21 protein-coding genes are annotated in these 20,140 nt (G+C 45.4%); 7 read left to right on the top strand and 14 right to left on the bottom strand.

The annotated features are described in order from the left end of the window. Positions 1–52 precede the first annotated feature (52 nt). Positions 53–1,210, bottom strand: coding sequence for a 23S rRNA (adenine(1618)-N(6))-methyltransferase RlmF (gene rlmF, locus RJD38_RS14450; RefSeq protein WP_065545284.1), 1,158 nt, complete (start codon positions 1,208–1,210; stop codon positions 53–55). Between the two features lie 10 nt (positions 1,211–1,220). After that, positions 1,221–1,715 carry a M48 family metallopeptidase gene (locus RJD38_RS14455; RefSeq protein ID WP_005597512.1) on the bottom strand — a complete coding sequence of 165 codons (495 nt, stop codon included), beginning with the start codon at positions 1,713–1,715 and terminating at the stop codon, positions 1,221–1,223. Between the two features lie 139 nt (positions 1,716–1,854). Here RJD38_RS14455 and RJD38_RS14460 point away from each other — a divergent pair, with 139 nt between their 5' ends. Further along, positions 1,855–2,082 carry a glutaredoxin family protein gene (locus RJD38_RS14460; protein ID WP_005597514.1) on the top strand — a complete coding sequence of 76 codons (228 nt, stop codon included), beginning with the start codon at positions 1,855–1,857 and terminating at the stop codon, positions 2,080–2,082. A gap of 68 nt (positions 2,083–2,150) precedes the next feature. On the opposite strand, the gene RJD38_RS14465 is transcribed toward RJD38_RS14460, so the two are convergent. Further along, complete coding sequence (locus RJD38_RS14465) at positions 2,151–3,074, bottom strand: arginase family protein (protein WP_065430337.1); 924 nt, start codon at positions 3,072–3,074, stop codon at positions 2,151–2,153. A 414-nt stretch (positions 3,075–3,488) separates the two neighbouring features. On the opposite strand from RJD38_RS14465, the gene RJD38_RS14470 reads away from it, so the two are divergent. Beyond that, entirely contained in the window at positions 3,489–4,718 is a 1,230-nt protein-coding gene (locus RJD38_RS14470; protein ID WP_065430336.1) for an NRAMP family divalent metal transporter, read from the top strand. A 60-nt stretch (positions 4,719–4,778) separates the two neighbouring features. Here the strand turns inward: RJD38_RS14470 and RJD38_RS14475 are convergent, their stop codons facing one another. After that, entirely contained in the window at positions 4,779–5,675 is an 897-nt protein-coding gene (locus RJD38_RS14475) for a LysR family transcriptional regulator (RefSeq protein ID WP_005597520.1), read from the bottom strand. Between the two features lie 99 nt (positions 5,676–5,774). Between RJD38_RS14475 and RJD38_RS14480 the strand changes: the two genes are divergently transcribed. The 4 genes from RJD38_RS14480 (at position 5,775) to RJD38_RS14495 (ending at position 8,929) form a co-directional block, all read left to right on the top strand. Next, positions 5,775–6,983 (top strand): MFS transporter, encoded by a 1,209-nt coding sequence (locus RJD38_RS14480; protein ID WP_065430335.1) that lies wholly within the window; start codon positions 5,775–5,777, stop codon positions 6,981–6,983. A 56-nt stretch (positions 6,984–7,039) separates the two neighbouring features. Continuing rightward, positions 7,040–7,606 carry a DUF1415 domain-containing protein gene (locus RJD38_RS14485; RefSeq protein WP_065430334.1) on the top strand — a complete coding sequence of 189 codons (567 nt, stop codon included), beginning with the start codon at positions 7,040–7,042 and terminating at the stop codon, positions 7,604–7,606. 148 nt (positions 7,607–7,754) lie between these two features. Next, positions 7,755–8,330: a nucleoside triphosphate pyrophosphohydrolase family protein gene (locus RJD38_RS14490; protein ID WP_005597526.1), complete on the top strand. Its 576-nt coding sequence runs from the start codon at positions 7,755–7,757 to the stop codon at positions 8,328–8,330. Positions 8,331–8,416: 86 nt separating this feature from the next. Continuing rightward, complete coding sequence (locus RJD38_RS14495) at positions 8,417–8,929, top strand: GNAT family N-acetyltransferase (RefSeq protein WP_065430333.1); 513 nt, start codon at positions 8,417–8,419, stop codon at positions 8,927–8,929. Between the two features lie 34 nt (positions 8,930–8,963). Here RJD38_RS14495 and btuD read toward each other — a convergent pair whose 3' ends face one another. The 9 genes from btuD to RJD38_RS14540 form a co-directional block, all read right to left on the bottom strand. Next, positions 8,964–9,719: a vitamin B12 ABC transporter ATP-binding protein BtuD gene (gene btuD, locus RJD38_RS14500; RefSeq protein ID WP_065430332.1), complete on the bottom strand. Its 756-nt coding sequence runs from the start codon at positions 9,717–9,719 to the stop codon at positions 8,964–8,966. Continuing rightward, positions 9,706–10,701 (bottom strand): vitamin B12 ABC transporter permease BtuC, encoded by a 996-nt coding sequence (btuC, locus tag RJD38_RS14505; RefSeq protein ID WP_009387281.1) that lies wholly within the window; start codon positions 10,699–10,701, stop codon positions 9,706–9,708. Before btuC ends, btuD begins: the two co-directional genes overlap by 14 nt. Before the next feature lie 109 nt (positions 10,702–10,810). Beyond that, complete coding sequence (locus tag RJD38_RS14510) at positions 10,811–11,839, bottom strand: succinylglutamate desuccinylase (RefSeq protein WP_065430331.1); 1,029 nt, start codon at positions 11,837–11,839, stop codon at positions 10,811–10,813. Between the two features lie 250 nt (positions 11,840–12,089). Further along, entirely contained in the window at positions 12,090–13,877 is a 1,788-nt protein-coding gene (locus RJD38_RS14515) for a M3 family oligoendopeptidase (RefSeq protein WP_065545283.1), read from the bottom strand. 11 nt (positions 13,878–13,888) lie between these two features. After that, a complete protein-coding gene (locus tag RJD38_RS14520) occupies positions 13,889–14,515 on the bottom strand; it encodes a histidine phosphatase family protein (RefSeq protein WP_065430329.1) in 627 nt (208 codons plus the stop codon). 4 nt (positions 14,516–14,519) lie between these two features. Next, on the bottom strand, positions 14,520–15,047 hold the full coding sequence (cobU, locus tag RJD38_RS14525) for a bifunctional adenosylcobinamide kinase/adenosylcobinamide-phosphate guanylyltransferase (protein WP_065430328.1): 528 nt from the start codon (positions 15,045–15,047) through the stop codon (positions 14,520–14,522). Then, the gene (locus tag RJD38_RS14530) at positions 15,044–15,823 is read right to left on the bottom strand and encodes an adenosylcobinamide-GDP ribazoletransferase (RefSeq protein WP_065430327.1); all 780 of its coding nucleotides are present in this window, start codon (positions 15,821–15,823) and stop codon (positions 15,044–15,046) included. Before RJD38_RS14530 ends, cobU begins: the two co-directional genes overlap by 4 nt. After that, a complete protein-coding gene (gene cobT / locus RJD38_RS14535) occupies positions 15,823–16,851 on the bottom strand; it encodes a nicotinate-nucleotide--dimethylbenzimidazole phosphoribosyltransferase (protein WP_065430326.1) in 1,029 nt (342 codons plus the stop codon). The genes RJD38_RS14530 and cobT overlap by 1 nt, the downstream gene beginning before the upstream one ends. A 13-nt stretch (positions 16,852–16,864) precedes the next feature. Continuing rightward, complete coding sequence (locus RJD38_RS14540) at positions 16,865–17,476, bottom strand: flavin reductase family protein (protein WP_005597544.1); 612 nt, start codon at positions 17,474–17,476, stop codon at positions 16,865–16,867. 703 nt (positions 17,477–18,179) lie between these two features. Here RJD38_RS14540 and RJD38_RS14545 point away from each other — a divergent pair. Further along, a complete protein-coding gene (locus RJD38_RS14545) occupies positions 18,180–18,860 on the top strand; it encodes a nucleoside-diphosphate sugar epimerase (RefSeq protein WP_005597547.1) in 681 nt (226 codons plus the stop codon). A gap of 73 nt (positions 18,861–18,933) precedes the next feature. Here RJD38_RS14545 and RJD38_RS14550 read toward each other — a convergent pair whose 3' ends face one another. Beyond that, positions 18,934–20,010, bottom strand: a complete 1,077-nt coding sequence (locus RJD38_RS14550) for a serine hydrolase domain-containing protein (protein ID WP_065430325.1) — start codon at positions 20,008–20,010, stop codon at positions 18,934–18,936. Positions 20,011–20,140: the final 130 nt, after the last annotated feature.

Genomic DNA, 20,140 nt, shown 5'->3' on the forward strand with positions numbered 1-20,140 from the left:
GGTCACAAAAAAGCCCGCATTAGCAGCGGGCTTAAACAGGGTTTTACGAGTATTAGCGAGATTTGAGCGCTAACCATGCTGCTCGCTGAGCTTGGTCTTTAAAGCTCCACGCAACAAATCGACTGATCTTCTGCCCTTGGCTCATCTCGACAATCGTCACTTGCTTGGCAGCCACTTTTTCCAAGTTTTTGCACAACCAACGCACGTTATCTTTTTTTGAAATCAAGGTCGTAAACCATAGCACCTGTGTGGCAAACTTTTCACTCTCATACGCGAGATTTTTAACAAAAGTGGCTTCGCCCCCCGGGCACCATAACTCGGCTTTTTGACCGCCAAAATTGAGCGTAGTGCTTTGTTTTGATGAGGTTTTTACTGGTGTGGACGTTGCCTTCTCAGCTTTCACATTGCCGCGCTTTGCCTTATGTGCATTAAGGTTGGCGATTTTACGCTCGGTGCCTTTCTGTGCTTCTTCTAACGAACTATGAAAGGGTGGATTACACGTGGTCACATCATAGTATTCACCCGGCTGTATGATGCCTTGGAAGAAATGACGACTGTCACTTTGCAAGCGACACTCAACATTACCGACTAATACGTCGTTCTCCGTGGCGATACGATTTGAGTTGTCCACTGACACCGAATCAACATCGCTGCCCACATAGTGCCAGCCGTATTGCGTCGCGCCGACAATCGGATAAATACAGTTAGCGCCAACACCTATATCCAGCGCCCTGATAAGTTTGTGGTTAAGCTTTGGCGCTTCTGATGAGAGCAAATCTGCTAAACGATGAATGTAATCTGCACGGCCAGGGATAGGCGGACACAAATACCCCTCAGGTATATTCCACTGCGTGACACTGTAATGTTCAGCCAATAACGCTTTGTTTAATAGCTTCACCGCAATAGGATCATCAAAACGGATCGTCGCTTCACCAACTGGGTTTTTAACCACATGTTTTGCAAGCTCAGGAAGCGCTTTCACCAAGCGAGCAAAATCGTAACGCCCTTGATGAACATTACGTTTGTGCAGCCCTTGCTGACCTTTCAGTTGAGTAATGTTTGTCACACTACTCGATGACAATTTGTCGCTCTTAGCGCTCATGCCACGTTTTACACCGTTTTTATTGGCCGGACGCTTGGTTGACGACCCTTTGTTTTTTTTAGCGGATCGTGGGGCGCGCTTGTCGCGCGGCGCATCATTTGTACTCATAGCGAATTGGTTACTTCTGTTCTCGATAAATCATAAACAAACGAGCATCCAGCTCCAATTGATGATATTCCGGTTCCATATGACAGCAAAGTTGATAGAACGATTTGTTATGATCTTTCTCTTTTAAATGGGCAAGCTCATGAACCACGAGCATACGCAATAAGGGTTCTGGTGCATCTTTAAACATGCTAGCGATACGAATCTCGTTCTTCGATTTTATTTTTCCGCCGTGCACCTTCGCAGTATAAGTGTGTAGCCCTAACGCGTTATTAATTAGGTGGATCTTATTGTCATACACCACCTTACTCAGTGGTGACGTTTTCTTCATATATTGGTTTTTCAGCGCGATGGTATATTCATACAACGCTTTTTCACTTTGAATCTTATGACGCTCTGGATAGCGTTTTTCAAACCAAGCACAGAAACGGCCAGACTCAAGCATTTGTGACACTGGCGTAAGGATATGTTCAGGATACCCTTGGATATAACGCAACGCAGGATTCATAGTGACTCGACAACATAATCAATAACGGCCTAAGTTTACCCCAATTACCCGCACTCATCACTCGAATCATTGTCGCATGCGCGCTATTCGCCTATACTCCAGCCAATTTCTTCATCTCCTGATTTAAAAAAGGCTCAGTATGAAAAGACTGGTTTTATATGTCGCCGACAAATGTCCACACTGTAAAGATGCGCAGCGCTATCTTGACTCAAAAGGCTACCCATACCGTTTGACCAACGCAAAAATGCAACGCGGACGCAAAGAACTACAAGCCATGGGTGCTCGCTCTATCCCTGTATTGAAGATCGGTGATCAAATTATGGTCGGATGGAATCAGAAGAACTTTGAGAAGATGTATCAAAGTTAGTGTTATTTCAGGAATTTAAATGGGTGGAATTTCCACCCATTTTTGTTTTAGCCAACGCAACTCGTTACCTACGCTCTAAACCCCCATACCGCATCAATCAGCTTAATCATCAGCTCTTTTGAAACCTCTTCACCCTCTTTTTCTGGTAAGTATTCAACAAAATCCGCGCCGATAAACTTAGGGTGCTGAGCGATTCCATAGACTAAATGCAACGCTTCCCTTGCGCTCAAGCCCCCCACATTTGGCGTCGCACAGGATCGGAATACGCTGCCATCTAACGCGTCGTAATCAAACGACAAATAAACATGGTCATACTCTTGTTCAACCTTAGCGAGCAATTGTTTCAGCACCCAATCAATACCCAACGATTCAATCATCGCCATATCGAAATTGACCATGTCATAGCGCTGCATCAATTGATGCTCGTTAGGCATTAAATCACGGACCGCCACGTAATACACATCACGAGGGTTGAGTGCCAATGCTGGCTCTACTTGCCAACCATTGTGAGAATATTGGTCCATCAATAGCGCCAAAGGCTTACCATGTAAATTGCTGGCCAGACTGTTATTACAATCGGCGTGAGCATCCACCCAGATCACCGCCACTCGCTTACCCTGTTGTTTTTGATAATACTCTAATGCCGCTTGAACAGTGCCCACGGCGATAGAATGATCGCCACCCAGAGTGATTGGCACACGCTGGTTCTGATACGACGCTATCACTTTATTTTTTAGCTCATCACAATAATGTTTGAGGGCCAACTCTTTTTGCGCCTGCGCGATCATATCAAGGACTTTTTGCGTCGGTTGTACATCTCCGAGGTCGCGTATATCAGCCCCCCAACGCTGATTCCTCACCGCCATCCACTCCGTTAGCCCCATCCATGAACCTTCATTCAATCGTCGTAGCCCCTCTACCGTATTTTCACTCGTTGGGTAACAACCCAGTTGATTAAAGGGGGCACCGATAACATCGAAGGTTCTTGGCATAGATAAACTCCTTAATATGCTCTGTTTGATTTGGTGGTTGATTTAACACCTTAAAGCTTGATAACTCGCTCTCGACTATTGAGCTACTAGAAAGACCTGAGTTAGAGAGCCACTTCACATGCTATCGTTCTTTACTCACTCGGTAGCATAAGCATTATCATCTTAGGCAAGGTCAATATGCACCCAGCGTAATAGCAATAATTGAAGTTTAAATACGATCGTAAATTTATCTTCTTAAACAACAAAACAAGTGTTGACAAGTGTCACTTAGCTCTTTAATATCCGCCGCCAGCAAGTAAAGGGTTTGAAAAAACCACTTGTTTTACAAAGTATTACCAGCACAGATTCAGCTGATCTCGGTCAGTTGTGTTTCTATTTTTTAAAAGTAGAGAGACAACAAATTTGAGATTCGGCATGACTACACAAACTACCTCAGCTCCAGCGTCAAACGACAGCCAAACATCTTGGCAATCTAAAGCAATTCTTAGCGTAGCATTCTTAATGGCAACCACTTCTGTGGGTCCAGGTTTCCTTACGCAAACGGCTGTATTTACCAACATCTACAAAGTCGACATGGCCTTCCCTGTTTTCGCTTCAATGTTTATCACTTTTGGTATTGTGATGAACTTGTGGCGCATTGTTGGCGTATCTGGTCTACGCATCCAAGATATTGCGAACAAAGTGGCTCCGGGTATGGGTTACGCTGTTGGTATTCTACTGGCACTTGGTGCAGTCGCATTCAACTTTGGTAACGTCAGTGGTGCGGCTCTAGGCATTAATGTGCTAACCGGCATTGATACGACTTGGGGAGCATTGTTTACCGGTCTGGTTGGTAGCTTACTTTTCGTCGTGCACAACGCGTCGAAACGCATGGACCAAATGGCGCGCTACCTTGGCCTATTCATGATTATCCTTATCGCTTACGTCGCTATGACCAGCCTTCCACCAATGGGTGAAACGCTAACAGCCGCGGTGATGCCTTCTGATTTTAGTAGCCTTCTTTTGCCAACGCTTACCATCGTTGGTGGCGCGGTCGGCGGTTACTACACGGGCGCACAACGCCTAGTTGATATAGGCTTGCAAGGTAAAGAAAACATTCCTTCAATCAAAACGGCGGCTTGGGCAGGTATTTCAATCGCGGTTGTGATTCGTATTTTACTGTTCTTGGCCGTGTTTGGCGTTATCTCAGCAGGAGCGGTACTTGATAGCTCAAACCCAGCAGCAGATGCTTTCCGTCAAGGTGCCGGTGAAACAGGTTACTTCATCTTTGGTTTGGTACTGTTTGTCGCGTCAATTACTTCGGTAGTCGGCAACTCTTACATGGCTATCTCACTGATCAAAACCTTATTCCCAACGGTTGCTCGCAATGAAAAAGCATGGTGTGTGGCATTTATCCTAGTCACTAGCCTTGGCACAGTAACGATGAACATGCCAATTTTACTGCTGATGCTAGCCGGTCTGGTGAACAGTATCATCCTGCCTATCGTTCTTGGCATGGTACTAGCTGCAACACGCCGCAAAGACATCATTGGTGACTACAAACACCCAATGTACCTAACGGCGATTGGTGTAACGATTGTGGTGGTGATGGCCGCTTCAAGCGTGACCAACATTGGCAACTTCGCAAGCAAGTTTATGGGCTAACCTCGCTCCAAAACAGATCATACATTCCAACGACAAAAGAGCCGCTCGCGGCTCTTTTATCTATTCACCAACCGCTATCGGCTCATTCAAAGTAAAACTTTTTACAAATTCGATAAAGGTGCGATCGGCAATCGAGAGATAGCCATCTTTGCGCCACGCCAACGCTAAGTCGAGTTTTACGGGTTGCTCAAAAGGAATACCCACCACGTCAGATTCATGATGGGTAACTAATTCTAGCAAAGCGGTAATCGCAAATTCACGCCGCACGATACTCAAGATCAGAGGTAATAGGTTGGTTTCAAACGCACACTGTAGTTGATGATTGTGCTCCTTTGCCTTTGCTTCGATATAGTCACGGTGAAAGTAGCCATCTTTAAACATCACCAGTTCTTGTTGGAAAAAATCATCAAAGCGTAGCGAACTATAGTCAGCAAAAGGATGCTCCCGGCCAACCACCGCCACCATTTCCGAGCTGAGCAGGTGATCGGTTTCTAGATCGTCGGGTACGTTATCTTGATTGATCACACCAATATCAAGTTCCCCATCCAATAACATTTGGCGAATGGAGCTAGTACCTGCATCAATCAGCACCAACTTTAAATTGGGGTAACGGCTTTTAAACGCCATTAACACCTGCGGAAAAAAATAGGACCCCATCATACTGGGTGCACCTAATCTTACTTCCCCTTTCTCCAACCCTTTCAATTCATCCATTGCCAGCTTTGCATCTTCGATTTGTTGCAATACCCGTTTAGCATGCTCCAATAACACACGCCCTTCATCGGTGAGTTCGACGCGCCTTTCTTCTCGACGAAACAATTCCATGCCAAGTGTTTGCTCAAACTTTTTGATCGAGATACTCAGAGCGGGTTGGGCAATATGTAACGCTTTGGCGGCATGAGTAAAATGACCAAATTCCGCTACGGTAACAAAATGCTTGAGCTGTTTTGAATTCATGATATACAAATTATATTAAGGTGATATTTTTAATATATTTTATTTATTCCCATCTCGCTGCTAATTTGATCACAACCACAACGATAAATCAGAAGTCCCATGATCGAATGTCGCACACCGCAGTATCAAAAAGTCACGCTAAGTCTAGCACTTGGCTCATTTTTGATTTTCTGTAACTTATACCTGTTTCAGCCCATGCTGCCCTATATGGCTAACCACTTTGCCGTATCTGAAACTCAGGTCAATTGGATTTTTGCTGCGACCACCCTCGCCCTTTCAATTTCATTAGTTCCTTGGGCGGTGGGCTCTGAGCGCTTTGGGCGACGAAATGTGATGTTGTTTGGGCTACTCGTTTTGCCTGTTATCAGCCTTGCTATGTTGTTTACTGATTCATTGATCGGTTTGGTATTACTGCGTGCAGTAATGGGCATCGCATTAGCCGCTTTCGCTTCTGTGGCAGTGGCTTACATGGTAGAAGAGCTCAGCCCAAAAGCCTTTAGTCAAGCGATTGGCACTTACATCGCAGCCAATTCACTGGGCGGTATTAGTGGTCGAATCCTAGGTGGGATGTTAACCGAACATCTAGGTTGGCAATCAGCCGTCATTACTATGGCTATTTTAACCATAATCGGTGCCTTTATCGTGTTCGGCTTATTGCCGCATCAGCGTCATTTTAAAGCGCAGAAAGGGATGCTTCGTTATCACAATCGCGCACTACTTTCCCACCTTCGCAATCGTACCATCTGGCTGGCGATGTTGATTGGTGGCCTCAACTTTGCCCTATTTGTTAACCTCTATTCCGTGATGGCGTTTCGCTTGGTCGCGCCCCCTCATCAATTACCGATTGGTATCGCCTCGATGATCTTTCTCTGTTATCTGGCGGGTACATTAAGCTCCAAACTCACTGCAACATGGAACAGCCACTATTCAGCCATTCACGGGATGATGCTTGGAACCACCATCAGTTTACTTGGGATGCTCATGGCCTACTTTGATCAACTTATCTGGATGGTCATGGGATTGTTGCTGATCAGTTTTGGCGCATTCTTTACCCATACTCTTGCTTATGCATGGGTGAGTCAGAAAGCGAAACGAGCTAAAGCGACGGCAACCGCACTTTACTTGGTGCACTATTACATTGGAGGCAGTTTAGGCGGGTTCTATTTAATCTACAGCTGGCAACATGGCGGCTGGGCAGCAGTCATCCTTGCCGGTAGTGTACTCTACCTATTGATATTTTGGCTCTGCCTGCGCCTACAAACGAAACCTAAAAACCAACTGGCGAAATCTGGTATCATTGCGCGGTAAAACTAGCCTCATGCCATTATAAAAAATCAAAAGGCATGCAAATATCAGGAAGCACGATGAATTGCCCACACTCAACTCAACAGCCAGACATTGCTTTGCAAGTCAATCAATGGCTCAACGATGTCGTTATTGGATTAAACCTTTGCCCTTTTGCAGCAAAGCCGCAGCGCAACAAACAGATTGAAATTTTTGTTAGCCAAGCAACAACCGACGAAGCTTTATTGGAAGACATCTTTAACCAGCTCTTAAGGCTCGACCAAACCCCAGTAAACGAACTGGAAACAACACTGGTCGCCGTGCCAAATATGCTCGCGGACTTTTGGGACTACAACCTGTTCATTGATTGGGTTGAAGGCTTGATCCGCCAACAAGGTTGGGATGGTATTTTCCAAGTCGCGACCTTCCATCCCGATTACTGTTTTGCCGATTGTGAGCCTGACGATGACTCCAATTTAACCAATCGATCACCGGTGCCGGTTTTCCACCTGATCCGCGAAGAAAGCATGGCAAAAGTACTCAAACATTACCCAGATCCGGAAGCGATTCCAGAAACCAATATTGCCCGTGTTGGCGCACTTACCAGCGAAGAGCGCAAACAGCTCTTTCCTTACTTATTTAGTTAATTCCTTCTCTATCGTCAGCATCAGCTCTTGGTGCTGACGAATGTGTGATTTCTTACTCGATCAATTGGCTAATTCGCGTCGAACCATGGCGAGGAGTGCATGCGTTTGCTAATATTGCGCGATATTTGTTATTGCCGGATTTAAGCGCATGTATTTATCAAAACTGACTCAAGAAATTTTCGATCACCTTTACCGTGATATTAACGAATTCCGTAGCACTTTCGACCTACCCGTTGCTGCGCCAGAAAGCCTAGACGCTAAAGCCGACACGCTGCACACCTCACTGGCGATCGAAGAATTGACAGAACTTGCGGAAGCGGACAATAAAACTGAACAAGCAGACGCGATCATCGACAGCGTTTACGTTTTGATGGGCCGCCTTGTGCACCTTGGCAACGACAAAGTTGAAGACAACCTTGCGATCAGCTACCTAATCGACCTGCTACTTAACGTTGCGGTGAACCGCGGAATCGACTTCCTACCTTGTTGGGATGAAGTACACTCAAGCAACATGAGCAAAGTGTGCCGTAACGAAAAAGAGTATGCAGAAACTGAAGCTTTTTACGCAGAGCAAGGTATTAAATTAATGGCCGTAACTAAAGGCGATTACATCATTGCGAAGTGTGCAGAAGACTTCGTCTCAGACGCGAAGACCATCCGTCAAGGTAAGGTACTAAAATCGGTTTACTACCGTCCGGCTGACCTCGCGCAACTGACAAAGTAACAGATAGACTAAAGCTGCCCTCGGGTGGCTTTATTTTTAAGTGCAGACATGAAAAGCAGTAAACAGACAGTGAGCAAGCCCGTCACATGGATTTAATCGTGAAACTCATCCCTCTTACCATGGAACACGCTCCGACATTACTGGCATTCGAGCAAAAAAATCGTGGTTGGTTTGAACTGCACATCACACCACGTGAAGAGGATTTCTATACCCTACTTGGGGTGCAAACCCATATCGCCGAACTGCTGCTCGATCAGACTCTAAACAGAGCCTATTCAACGTTATTGCTCGATCGTCACAACAATCTCGTTGGGCGGGTCAACCTTGCCAACATTCACCAAGGAAAAGCCTTTCTTGGTTATCGACTCGGTAAGCCGTGGGTAAAGAAAGGGCTGGCGAAAAAAGGAGTGAAGCTCATGATTGAGCAAGCAAAAATACTCAAGCTAAAACGTTTGGTTGCCCTCGCTTCCGTGACCAATATCGCTTCGCAGAAAGTTCTCACTTCACAAGGCTTTAAAGCGCATCATCGCCTAGCAAAATTCACCCAAGTACAGGGCGAAACTCTGGACTGTATCGAATATCGCTTGGATCTGAATTAACGCGCTAATCCTCTATGTGAGCTGCAGTACACCATCAATCAAACAATAAAATGCTCTTATCTTCTAGTTCCACTCTTTCCACGCGAGTGTTAAACACCGCTGACAACCGCTCAGGACCCAGCACTTCATTTACCGGACCAAATGCATTCATCACCCCTTGTTCTAACAACAAGGCTTTATCGGCATGTTTTAAGGTTCGGTTCAAATCGTGATTAGACATCAAAACAGTCAATCCCATCGCTGCAACCCGATCAATCAGTTGATACAACAACGCTTCTTGACCAATATCGAGCGGCGCTGCTGGTTCATCCAAAATCAGCACCTTGGCAAAGGGATTCAGCGTTGGCCAGATTTGTAAACAAATGGCACACAGTCTTACCCGTTGCCATTCACCACCTGATAGCTGGTGAATACTTCGATGTAACTTATCCTCTAGCTGCAAGATCTCCGCTAACTCAAGTACCGCTTCTTCAACTTCATTGAGCTTAAATTTCGCGTGGGCAGGAATCGATAACGACAGATAATGCGACACTTCTAAGTTGAAAGCCGGACGGTCTGATTGCGCGAGAAAAGCGCGATAATCCGCTAACTGCGAAATCGATGCTTGATTAACAGGGAGATCAGCAATGGTTGTTTCACCTGTCGATTCCAATAGGCCGGCCACCGCAGCTAAAAGTGTGCTTTTGCCACTGCCATTTGGGCCAATCACATGCACTATCTCACCGGGTTCAGCATGAAAAGATAAAGGGAGCAGTCGTGAACCGACACAGAGCGAATTAACGAGAATCATGATTTTTCACCAGCATCCAGATAAATATTGGCGCACCAATTGAGGTTGTTACGACACCCAATGGCAATTCACCGGCACTCAACGCTGTTCGCGCGATCAAATCAGCAAACACCACCAGCAGCGCGCCAGTTAACGCTGAAATCGGCAATAGATAGCGGTTTTCACTGCCTAATGCTAAACGGAGTAAATGTGGAACCACTAAACCAACAAAGCTGATCACACCGCCTAATGCAACAGTACAACCGACTAACACTGAAACCGCTAAAATCAACTTCCAGCGCATGCTTTCAACATCAATACCAAGTTGCTTGGCGTGGGTTTCGCCCATCATTAACTTATCAAGCAAAGCACCTTTGCAGCACAGCCATACTAGAACTGGGATCATCACTAAAGTCAAAATGTGTTGATACCAACTGGTACCGCCGATGCTACCCATCAACCAGTACATCAAAATTCTAAGACTTAAATCGTCACTAAAATAGAATGCCCAGGTGACAACTGCCCCAGCGAGAATACCAAGCGCAACACCTACCAGCAGCAAACGCGTTGTGGTTAAGCGCAGTGCTCTGGTCATCACAACCAGTAACAAGGTAAACGCTAATGCTCCAAGAATCGCGGCGAACATAAACCCGATTGGGGTGGCGAATGCTGGCAGAAAAAACAGCAGCAATACCATCATCACACTGGCGCCGCCAGAGATACCGAGTACCCCCGGCTCCGCTAAAACATTACCAAGCAAAACTTGCAATACGGCGCCTGAAACCGCTAAAGAGGCACCAATGGCAATCGCCGCCAATAGTCGTGGTAAGCGCAATTGTGTCATCAATTGTTGCTCAAGGGATGAAAGAGAGTTGAACGGATTGATGAACAGTTCTCCCACCATAAGGTAGAGCGAGCTGATAGAAATTAGCGCAAAAACCACCCAACCTATCGTGCGTTGCCATCGTTTATGTTTGCGAGCCAGAAGTTGAGTAAAGTCCATAGCGTAGAGAGGTGCTTATCCGTATCGAATACAAAATATCGAGAAAAAATAATGGCCTAACGATACCGTTAAGCCATTTAAATAGAAAGAAATTTTAGATGTTTAGCGACTAATCGTAGACGATTTGTCCATCTTCATAACGAACTTGAACTGGACAGATCATTAATGCCGCTCGTTGGCCGATTTCAACATGGCGATTTGGAAAAACGATCGCTTCCTCTTCGTTTTTCGCCATTAACGGTTTTTGCCCATCATGGCCAAAGACTTCACCGTGCTTAAAGCTGGTAAAGTTTTCAACATCATCGCCAAATAAGAAATCAAAATCATCATGAATACGAACAATGGTACGACTGACACGATACATTACCGGCTTACGCGGTAAATGCTCTGCCTCGCTCGCACTAATCAAGTCACGTAATGCGAGGTCAAAAGCAATCAACTTTTTCAGGTCATTGTCACCAATTCTCGCCGCGCTACCCAGTTCAACCGTCAGCGCTTGCGCAGCAAAGTTCTCAGCGCTAAACCAACTAAACGTACTTGATGGCGCGTTAGAAAACAGCAGCGCTTCTAGATGTGCACTGCAGACAAAATCCATCAACTCTCGACTACGAACAGGATGTCGAGCTTTTGGGCTAACGGCAAAAGTATAGTGCTTAGACTGGCGAATGGCGCAGTGCAGATCAAAGTGCCAACGCTGCTCATCTTGCGTACCAGTGAAAAACTCACTCACCTGTTGCTTGAGCATATCAGCAATATCAAGCTCTTTGCTTGGCTCGTGGCGCTTGGCATCAAACAGTCGATTCAAATTAGTTTCAATACTACGAGTGTGCGCATTGGTCGCTTCAGGGTGAGCAATAATAAACAGCAACCGCTCTTTAACTGGTTGAAACCCTGTCTCGATGTCTTCAATAATCCGATCAACTAACTCCATCGGGGCGGTTTCATCACCATGAACACCACACGAGATAACAATATGCTTACTATCAACATCAAGGCGAGCAGGAATCACTTCCAACACACCACGTTGATGCAGTTTAAATCGTGTACCCGAAGCCACGATAGATTCAGCAGGAATCATATCGTTTTCTAAGTCTAAGCTGTCAAAAAGAAAAGATTGCCGAAATAATTTCTTCGTCATGCGCTACTCCTTTATTGCACAGCGGTATGTTAATAAAATGTTCTAGCAAGTTTTGTCGCTGCGGTCGCACTTATGGATAGAAATTACGTGCTTCATCGAAAAAACAAACATTGCCACGCTACGCAGCCCGAGGAACACGTAGAGAAGAAAGCGAGTGCTGTACAAAATAGCCGAGCAATCACTCGGCTAAACGATAGTACCATAAGATAAAATGGTAATTTGTTGATCTAAGGCGGATTCCTTAGCGAGTTTACTCACCTTGCGCGAGCAACGCCTCAAATTGCGATACTTTATCTTCAACCATTTGCAGGCTCTGACGCCAAAAATCGGCCTGTGTTAAATCCATCGCCAAGTGACGCTCAACCACGTCTTCCGCCATCATTGAGCCGGTATCACGTAATAACTGCACGTAGTCAGGATAGAAGCGACTCCCCTTGCTTTCTCTTTGCGCGTAAACGCCTTTACTGAACAAGTAACCAAATAGATACGGATAATTGTAGAAGCTCACTTCTGAAATAGAGAAATGCAATTTGCTCGCCCAAAAATACGGATCGCTTTCGCTCATTGAATCGCCATACCACTCGCGCCACGTTTCATCCATTAACTGGCATAGCTGCTCAGCACTCAGCTCGCCTTCTTGGCGCTGTTGGTAAAAACGTTTTTCAAATTGATAGCGGACCGGAATGTTGACCAATAACGCATAGGAAGAAGAGAGCTCTTCCCACAACATTTCCAATTTTTGTTCGCGAGTTTGAGCCTTAGCTAGTAGCGAATCACGGACGATGTTTTCTGCAAAAATAGAGGCCGTTTCAGCCAACGTCATTGGATAACGAGTTTGACACAGCGGCATATCGCGCATCACCCAGTTATGGAACGCATGGCCTAATTCATGAGCAAGCGTCATCAGATCTGAACGACTGCCACCCCAAGTCATAAAGACCAGTGGCGTACGGGTAGCGGCAAACTTGGTACAATAAGCACCTAAACGACGATTTGGTGTTGGCTCAGCATCAATCCAACCATTTTCTACCATCAAGTCAACAAAGTCCGCCATCTCTTGATCGACTTCCGAGAATGCTTGTTTGATCACTTCAATAGCTGCATCGAATGTGTAAGTTTGCTCCGCATCGCCATCTAAGCTTGGCATACCAGCCATATGGTTCCATGGTTGCATTTGTTCTAACCCATGCACTTTCGCCATTAAGCGCCCAGCTTTTTGCCCGATATCACGATGAGCGAGTGTCGTCTCCATCATCGCATCTAAGGTATCCGGCAGAATACGGCTTTGATGCAAGCTTGGATCGAGAAAATGGACGCTGTACTGAGAAGAGCGTTTTTGATATTCACTAAGACGCCAACCCGCCAGTGCATTTAAAATGGCAGCAAAACTCTCTTGGTGGGTCGCCATTGCCTCTTGAATACCACGCCACGCCGATTGTTGCTTCTCAAAATCAGTACCATAGAGCAAACTTGCTGCTTGCGAAAAACCTATCGTTTGGCCATCATCGAGTGTGATCTGTAGCGAGCCAGTAATGTTGTCGTACATCCTACTCCAAGCATCTCGCCCATCCACTTGCATCGCGGCAAGCAGTTGCTCCTCTGCCACGCTTAACTTGGTGTCGGCAATTTTTCTATCACAAGCAATTAAAAAGGCCTGTCCATACACATCACCACTATCGTGATCGAGCACTTCTTGGATGTACTCTAAGGGCGCATTCGCCAAGGTATCTTGGTATGGTGTATAGGCTTGTGATAACTGTGAGCTTAATTTCGCCAACTTACCAATTAATGACTTCGCATCAGGATTGATGGCATCAATCGAAGCATGACATTGAGCAAAAGTGTTGATAGTGGCTAATAACTTCCCAGCCGCTTCTTTGGTTTGAATCGCATTTTGCATCACTGCCGTTAAATCGCGGCGATCAACGTGTTGATTGAGAACTTGAATACACTGCTGAATCAGCTCAATATCTTGTGTGATCTTAGCATCATTTAAATCTTGATAAGCGATGGATAAATTCCAACTTGGTGCAGTCATAATTCTTTCCTTTAAGCGTGCGATAACCCAGAGAGCGGTGTACCGATCGAACAAATTTGAACGTAGATTTTATCTGCGTGGGTAATTTTTATATGCGAAATGGATTGATTGGCGATCTGTAGCGTTGAAAATAGTGCTGGATTACGCCAATCCAAGCCCAAGGTATTGGCTAAAATCATTCGGATTGAGCCACCATGGGCGATTAATAAGGTGTCTTGCTCTGCACTCTGTGCTAATGCTTGCCATCCATCAGATATACGTTGATAAAACGCGTCAATCGACTCTGAACCAGGCAATGGATGGCTGACCGGATCTTGCCAAAACCGCTCCAGCATTGGCCATTGCTGACTAAGCTGGTCAAATGGCACACCATCAAACTGGCCGAAATCCATCTCTTGAAATTCAGGGCTGACTTGCAGGCTCAAACAAGGCTTCTCAACCACTAAACGCATGGCTAAGTCTCGGCAGCGGCGCAGCGGCGAGCTAACGACATGTTCAAACGGTAGATTTATTTTAAGTAAACCGCTGCAGATAGATTGCTGCACTGAACTTGCCACCAACACATCGGTATGGCCGTTGAGCGCGGCTTCGCCAAGCGTTTTACCATGTCGCAGTAAGTAGATATTGACACTTTTCATTGTGCTAGCCTTTCAGTGTCATCGGTAAGCCTGCCGCAACAAAGGTAACCTTATCGGCTACTTTGGCGATCGCTTGGTTCATCCATCCGGCATGATCAACAAACAAACGGGTAACTTCACCCATTGGGATAATCCCTAGGCCAACTTCATTTGAAACCAAAATAATCGTTGCCGGGCTATTGCTCAACGCACCAACCAGTTGCGCTACATGTTGATTGATCGCCGCTTCCTCTGCAGTTTTACCGTGCTCAAAAATGATGTTACTCATCCACAAAGTAAGGCAATCAATCAACACAATATCTTGCGATGTAAAGTTCGAGACTAAGTCAGCAACCGCAATTGGACACTCGTGTAACTGCCACGACTCATCACGTCTTGCTTGATGATGAGCGATTCGTTGCGACATCTCTTGGTCTGTTTGGGTTGCGGTGGCGACATAGTGACGACGGTGTTTTACATCAGCAAGAACACAAGATTCAGCATAACTCGATTTGCCCGAACGAGCGCCGCCTAAAATTAAATGAAGACTCATAGTGTATGGGTAAACCAAGCAAGAATAAGTAGATAGCTTAGCAGTTCCATCAATTGTTGCGCAGCGCCCAAACAATCTCCGGTAAAACCGCCAATACGTTTGATAAGCCATGCTTTAAATAGATGACGAAAGACTACCGCAGAAACAAGCAACAGCGCAGCCAAACCAAGTGTTAACAACAAGCTACTCAATACGCCGGTGGCGATCAAAATCGCTAAGTCCGCTTTACTTTGTCTATTGGCTAACGGCTTGCTTTTGCTGCTATCGAGATCGGCAACGTAAGGCATATCATAAATCAGCGATGCGGCCACGCAGCGACTAAGCGTATAAACGACAATAATAACCACGACTAATTGACTGACTAAGGCAAGTTCATTCAATAATACGAACTTGGCTAGCAGCGCCATAACCAGCGTTGCGGCACCGTATGTTCCAATACGACTGTCTTTCATGATGGAGAGCCGACGCTCTAAAGTCATCCCCCCGCCAATGCCATCCGCCATATCAGTTAGACCATCTTCATGGAAAGCGCCAGTCAGCAATAGGCTTATCGCCATCGTCAGTAAGACGGCCACACTAGTTGGAAAAAGAAAAGTACAGAATAGGAATATCAGACCGCAGATCGCACCAAGTAACACGCCCACCAAGCCAAAATAGCGTCCAGCTTGATTCATTCGTTGTTCTGAATAAGGGGTATCACTTGGGATAGGTAAACGAGAAAAGAACCCCAACGCCAGCCAAAATAGCTGGAGTTGGTATTGCGCCGCTTTACGCATTACATCTCGACTCCAGCTTGGTCAAAACTGGCCATGTGGTTGTAAAACTCAGCAGCAGAGCGAATTAGAGGTACGGCCAATACTGCACCCGTTCCCTCACCTAAACGCAAAGCAAGGTCAAACAATGGGGTTGCTGCAAGTTCTTGCAACATAAATTTATGTCCTGACTCATGAGATTGATGAGCAAAAATCATATACTCACGACATGCTGGATTTATCTTAGCAGCCACATAAGCCGCCGCTGTAGCGATGAAACCATCAACAATCACAGGGGTGTTGTATTTTTCCGCCGCCAAGAACGCGCCGACCATTTGTGCGATTTCAAAACCACCAACTTGGCGCAAAATCTCTTGAACGTTTTGACCACGGCAGCGATTCACGCCTAATTGGACAAATTGGCGCTTTTTACGCATTTGTTGATCATTAATGCCCGTGCCTAAGCCCACACACTTCTCAACACTACGACGTGACAACGCTGCTAAGATAGCCGCGGCACTGCTGGTATTACCGATCCCCATTTCTCCAAACATAATTAGATTGGAGCCAGAATCGACCACTTGTTTAACGATTTTGTCACCAAACGCTAAGCCCTGTTCAACCTGTTCTTTAGTCATCGCGGGTTTGTGAGCAAAGTTTTCAGTGGACGTCCCTAAACGCTGCTCAACCAACAATGACGAGTCGGTTTTAATCGGCTCAACCATACCCGCATCAACCACTAGCAAGTCAACGTCATTGGTACGACAAAAACAGTTCACCGCCGCACCACCCGCCAGGAAGTTTTTCACCATTTGTTGAGTCACTTCCTGTGGCGCAATACTTACGCCCTCTCGAGCAATCCCATGATCGCCAGCAAATACGATGACAGTCGGTTTCTTGATTTTTATCTTAGTGACAACGTCACCCTTACCCTGTCCTTGAATCATAGCCAACTTATGGGCTACCTGCTCTAACTTGCCTAATGAACCCAAAGGTTTGGTTTTATTGTTAATTTTCTGCCAAATGGCATCTGAATGAGATTTATCTAACATGATTCGCTACTACTTAATTCGGTCTGGCTATGGAGAATGTTTTTTCTAACATCGCGTAATTTGTACCACCAAGACGGCAAAGCGGATTTACGCTCATCGCGTCAATTTCTAAACGGTCCTCTCGCTGAGCAATGATTTGTGAATCGACGAAAACTTGTTCAATTTCGGCAAAAACCAAATGCTGAGGAGAATCGCCAACTTCTTTTATTTCATAAAGTTTGCAGCCGAAGGCAATTGAGCAATCTTTTACGCGAGGGAGTTCAAAATCTTCCATCTCACACAATTCGATTCGACCGGCTTCTACTTCGGATTCACCATGTGGCAATGTCGCCGCACTTAGCGTGACAGCCTCGGCAAGGTCAATGCTAGCAATATGAATGACCATCTTACCGGTCTCTAGCACGTTGCGAACTGTATCTTTCATTTCACCATCAGGCTTATTGCCAACCGAAAACATCAATAACGGTGGCTGGCTGGAAATAGCGGTAAAATAAGAAAATGGCGCCAAGTTATAATTTTCACTGTCTGATTCAGTCAGTACCCACGCCACTGGACGTGGAATGATCGTTTGAGTCAACAGATGGTACACTTGCGATGGCGCAAGCGCACTCATATCAATATTCATAGACGTCCCTGTTACTAATAGAATTATCTATTACATATTTAAAATACGTTACTTAAATCAGTGTACTCCTTGTATCACTGTGTTTTCTAGCGAATCCTATCAGTTCCAGCCACAAATCAATCCGTTATCACCATTTTGGCGTGATTATTCGTATTGTCGCCTTCATAATCCATTTTTTCTCCGCTCTCTAGTACCAACAAAATCAAGAACCATCAAAATAGAACAGCAAAATTATTGAAGGTAGTGGTATCAACTTTCGATCTTTACCATCCCATCTATCTATTTTAAGAATCAAAATGAGAAATGACGGCACTAAAAACTCTATCTAACTGTTTTTATTCACTAAGTTTATTGGCTTGATTTAAGCATGTTCTATTACGTTGATTGTGAAACTCGCATCGCGCTGAGCAAAAAACTTTTAGCCGATAACGCTCTCTTTAAAAGCACTCAACGTGATGAGATGTACTGTGAAGCGAGGAAACAAATATGTTTGCCAATCAAAACCGCAACAAACCTAAGCCTGCCAAGCCAAAGCAGGACAAAAAACGCAGTGTGCCGCTATCATTGACGTAAATAAAGCCTGCATTAACAAAGAGTAAACTAAAATTAAAGCCAATCGAAAGATTGGCTTTTTGCGCAACCTCATAGACTTATCACCCGAGATGACCGATTCTTAACCCAAAAGAAAATTGGAGAATCTGTCATGGCAAAACAACAGATCGTCATCATCGCGGGTGCAACTGGACTAATTGGCACCGAACTACTCAAGCTGATGCTCGAAGAGCGAGCGATCGATCATATCTACGCGCTCACTCGAAAGGGACTGGCGTTTACTCACCCTAAACTGCAAGAACTGCGTGATCCGCAATTGCGTGTCATCGATTGGGATGACAGCAAGCCCGCACCGGAAAAAGGCTATATTTGTCTGGGCACAACTCGTAAACAAGCAGGTTCAAAATCGGCCTTGGAAGCGGTCGATTATCATCTTGTTTGCGATGTGGCGAAAAACATGGCTCTACTCGGGGTAAAAAATCTCACCGTGGTATCAAGTTATGGTGCGAATCCACGCTCCTCTTCTCACTATCTGCGCTGCAAAGGTAAGATGGAACTGGCGCTTGAGAATCTTGGCTTTGAAAACCTGACTTTTGTCCAGCCCGGCCCTTTAGTCGGATTACGCGATACACCAAGGTGGGATGAAACCTTATTGCAAGGCATCTTAAAAATCTTCCGTCCCGTTATGATTGGTCGCTTGGCTCGTCTCATTCCCATTAAAGCCGAGTTGGTTGCCCGAGCAATGCTGTACGCCTCATTCAGTCAGCAGGCTCGTTCTGTTGAGATTATTGATAGTGTCGCGATGCGACAACTGCTTAACAAGTACAAGTAGCGACGTAAATTAGAACTCGTCCCCACTCCGATGCGGTTTATCCCGCATCGGCTAAACACGTTCGCTGCAAAATTCACTCTGATTCATAGTAGATATCAAGTATCTCAATCAGTAGGATCCTCAATTCCATATCATTCAAATTACACGCAATCGCGATACTCAACGCGTCGTCTTCAAGGTAAGCAAGCAGTGTCCTAAAACCTTCGAGCAAACCACCGTGCCCAACAAGTGTTCGGGAATGGAAATAGATCTCTTCTAAACCTTTACCGCGATAATCCATCTCCCCTTTCATGTATTTAAGTGACGCTTCAGAAATTAGCTTACCTTGATACAGAGCGTGATTGAATCGATTGAGGTCTGTCGGTGTCGATGTTATCCCACCGGTCCCCATAAAGGTTGTTTTCGGCCATTCATCTGCAGTCACAATGCCTTGGTCGTAGTGAATATACGATTGTGCGTAGCCTTCACACCCTTTCGCTCCCGAGCAATACTGAGTATCACTGAGTTTAAGTGGGTCGATAATCTGCTGGTATAGCGCGTGTTCGTATGTGTTGCCTGTTACCTGTTCAATAATCCCCGTCAGCAAAATGTAATTTGAATTGGAATAGCGAAAATCTCTCATCGCGTAAGGACGGGCCGGATAGCTGGCAATTAACTCAACCAATCCAGCAAGCGTATAGTCACTTTTGATATTGCTATAAAACGCTTCCTGATCAAGAAAATTGACGATTCCGCTGTGATGAGAGAGCAAGTCATCTACAGTAATGTTTTCAGCATTAGGTACTTGCGGATAGAACTGCGATAAAGGCGTTGATAGTTGCAGTTTTCCCTGCTCGATCAATTGAAAGATGAGTGTCGCGGTAAAGGTTTTGGTTATTGAGGCGATTTTATAACGTGTATTTGGGCTCGCGGGAATGTAATCATCTTGGGTGAAAAAATGCTTCTTTATATCAACGTAACCGGTTTGATTACGATACGTTACTGCGCCTCTCTCCGTAATTTCGATGCTAAGCATCACCTTATTTGCATCATTCAGTGAGGAAAGGTAATCGTCTAACTTGCTTTTATTGAACTCTCTTGCTGCTGCGTCACCCGATAGGATGACAAAAGACAACATCAACATTGTAAATATGCCGCTAAACTGTTGCATGATAGATCCTTATAAATCGACTACCGCCATCATATTGGTAAATGCATATAAGTTGACAATAACGCGTGCCTTTGAGAGTCACATCTGAAATCATTTTCAACACGCCAACGGTATCTTTGCGCCAACTTGG

This window comes from Vibrio scophthalmi (genome assembly GCF_040869025.1).
Classification (GTDB): Bacteria; Pseudomonadota; Gammaproteobacteria; order Enterobacterales; family Vibrionaceae; genus Vibrio; species Vibrio scophthalmi.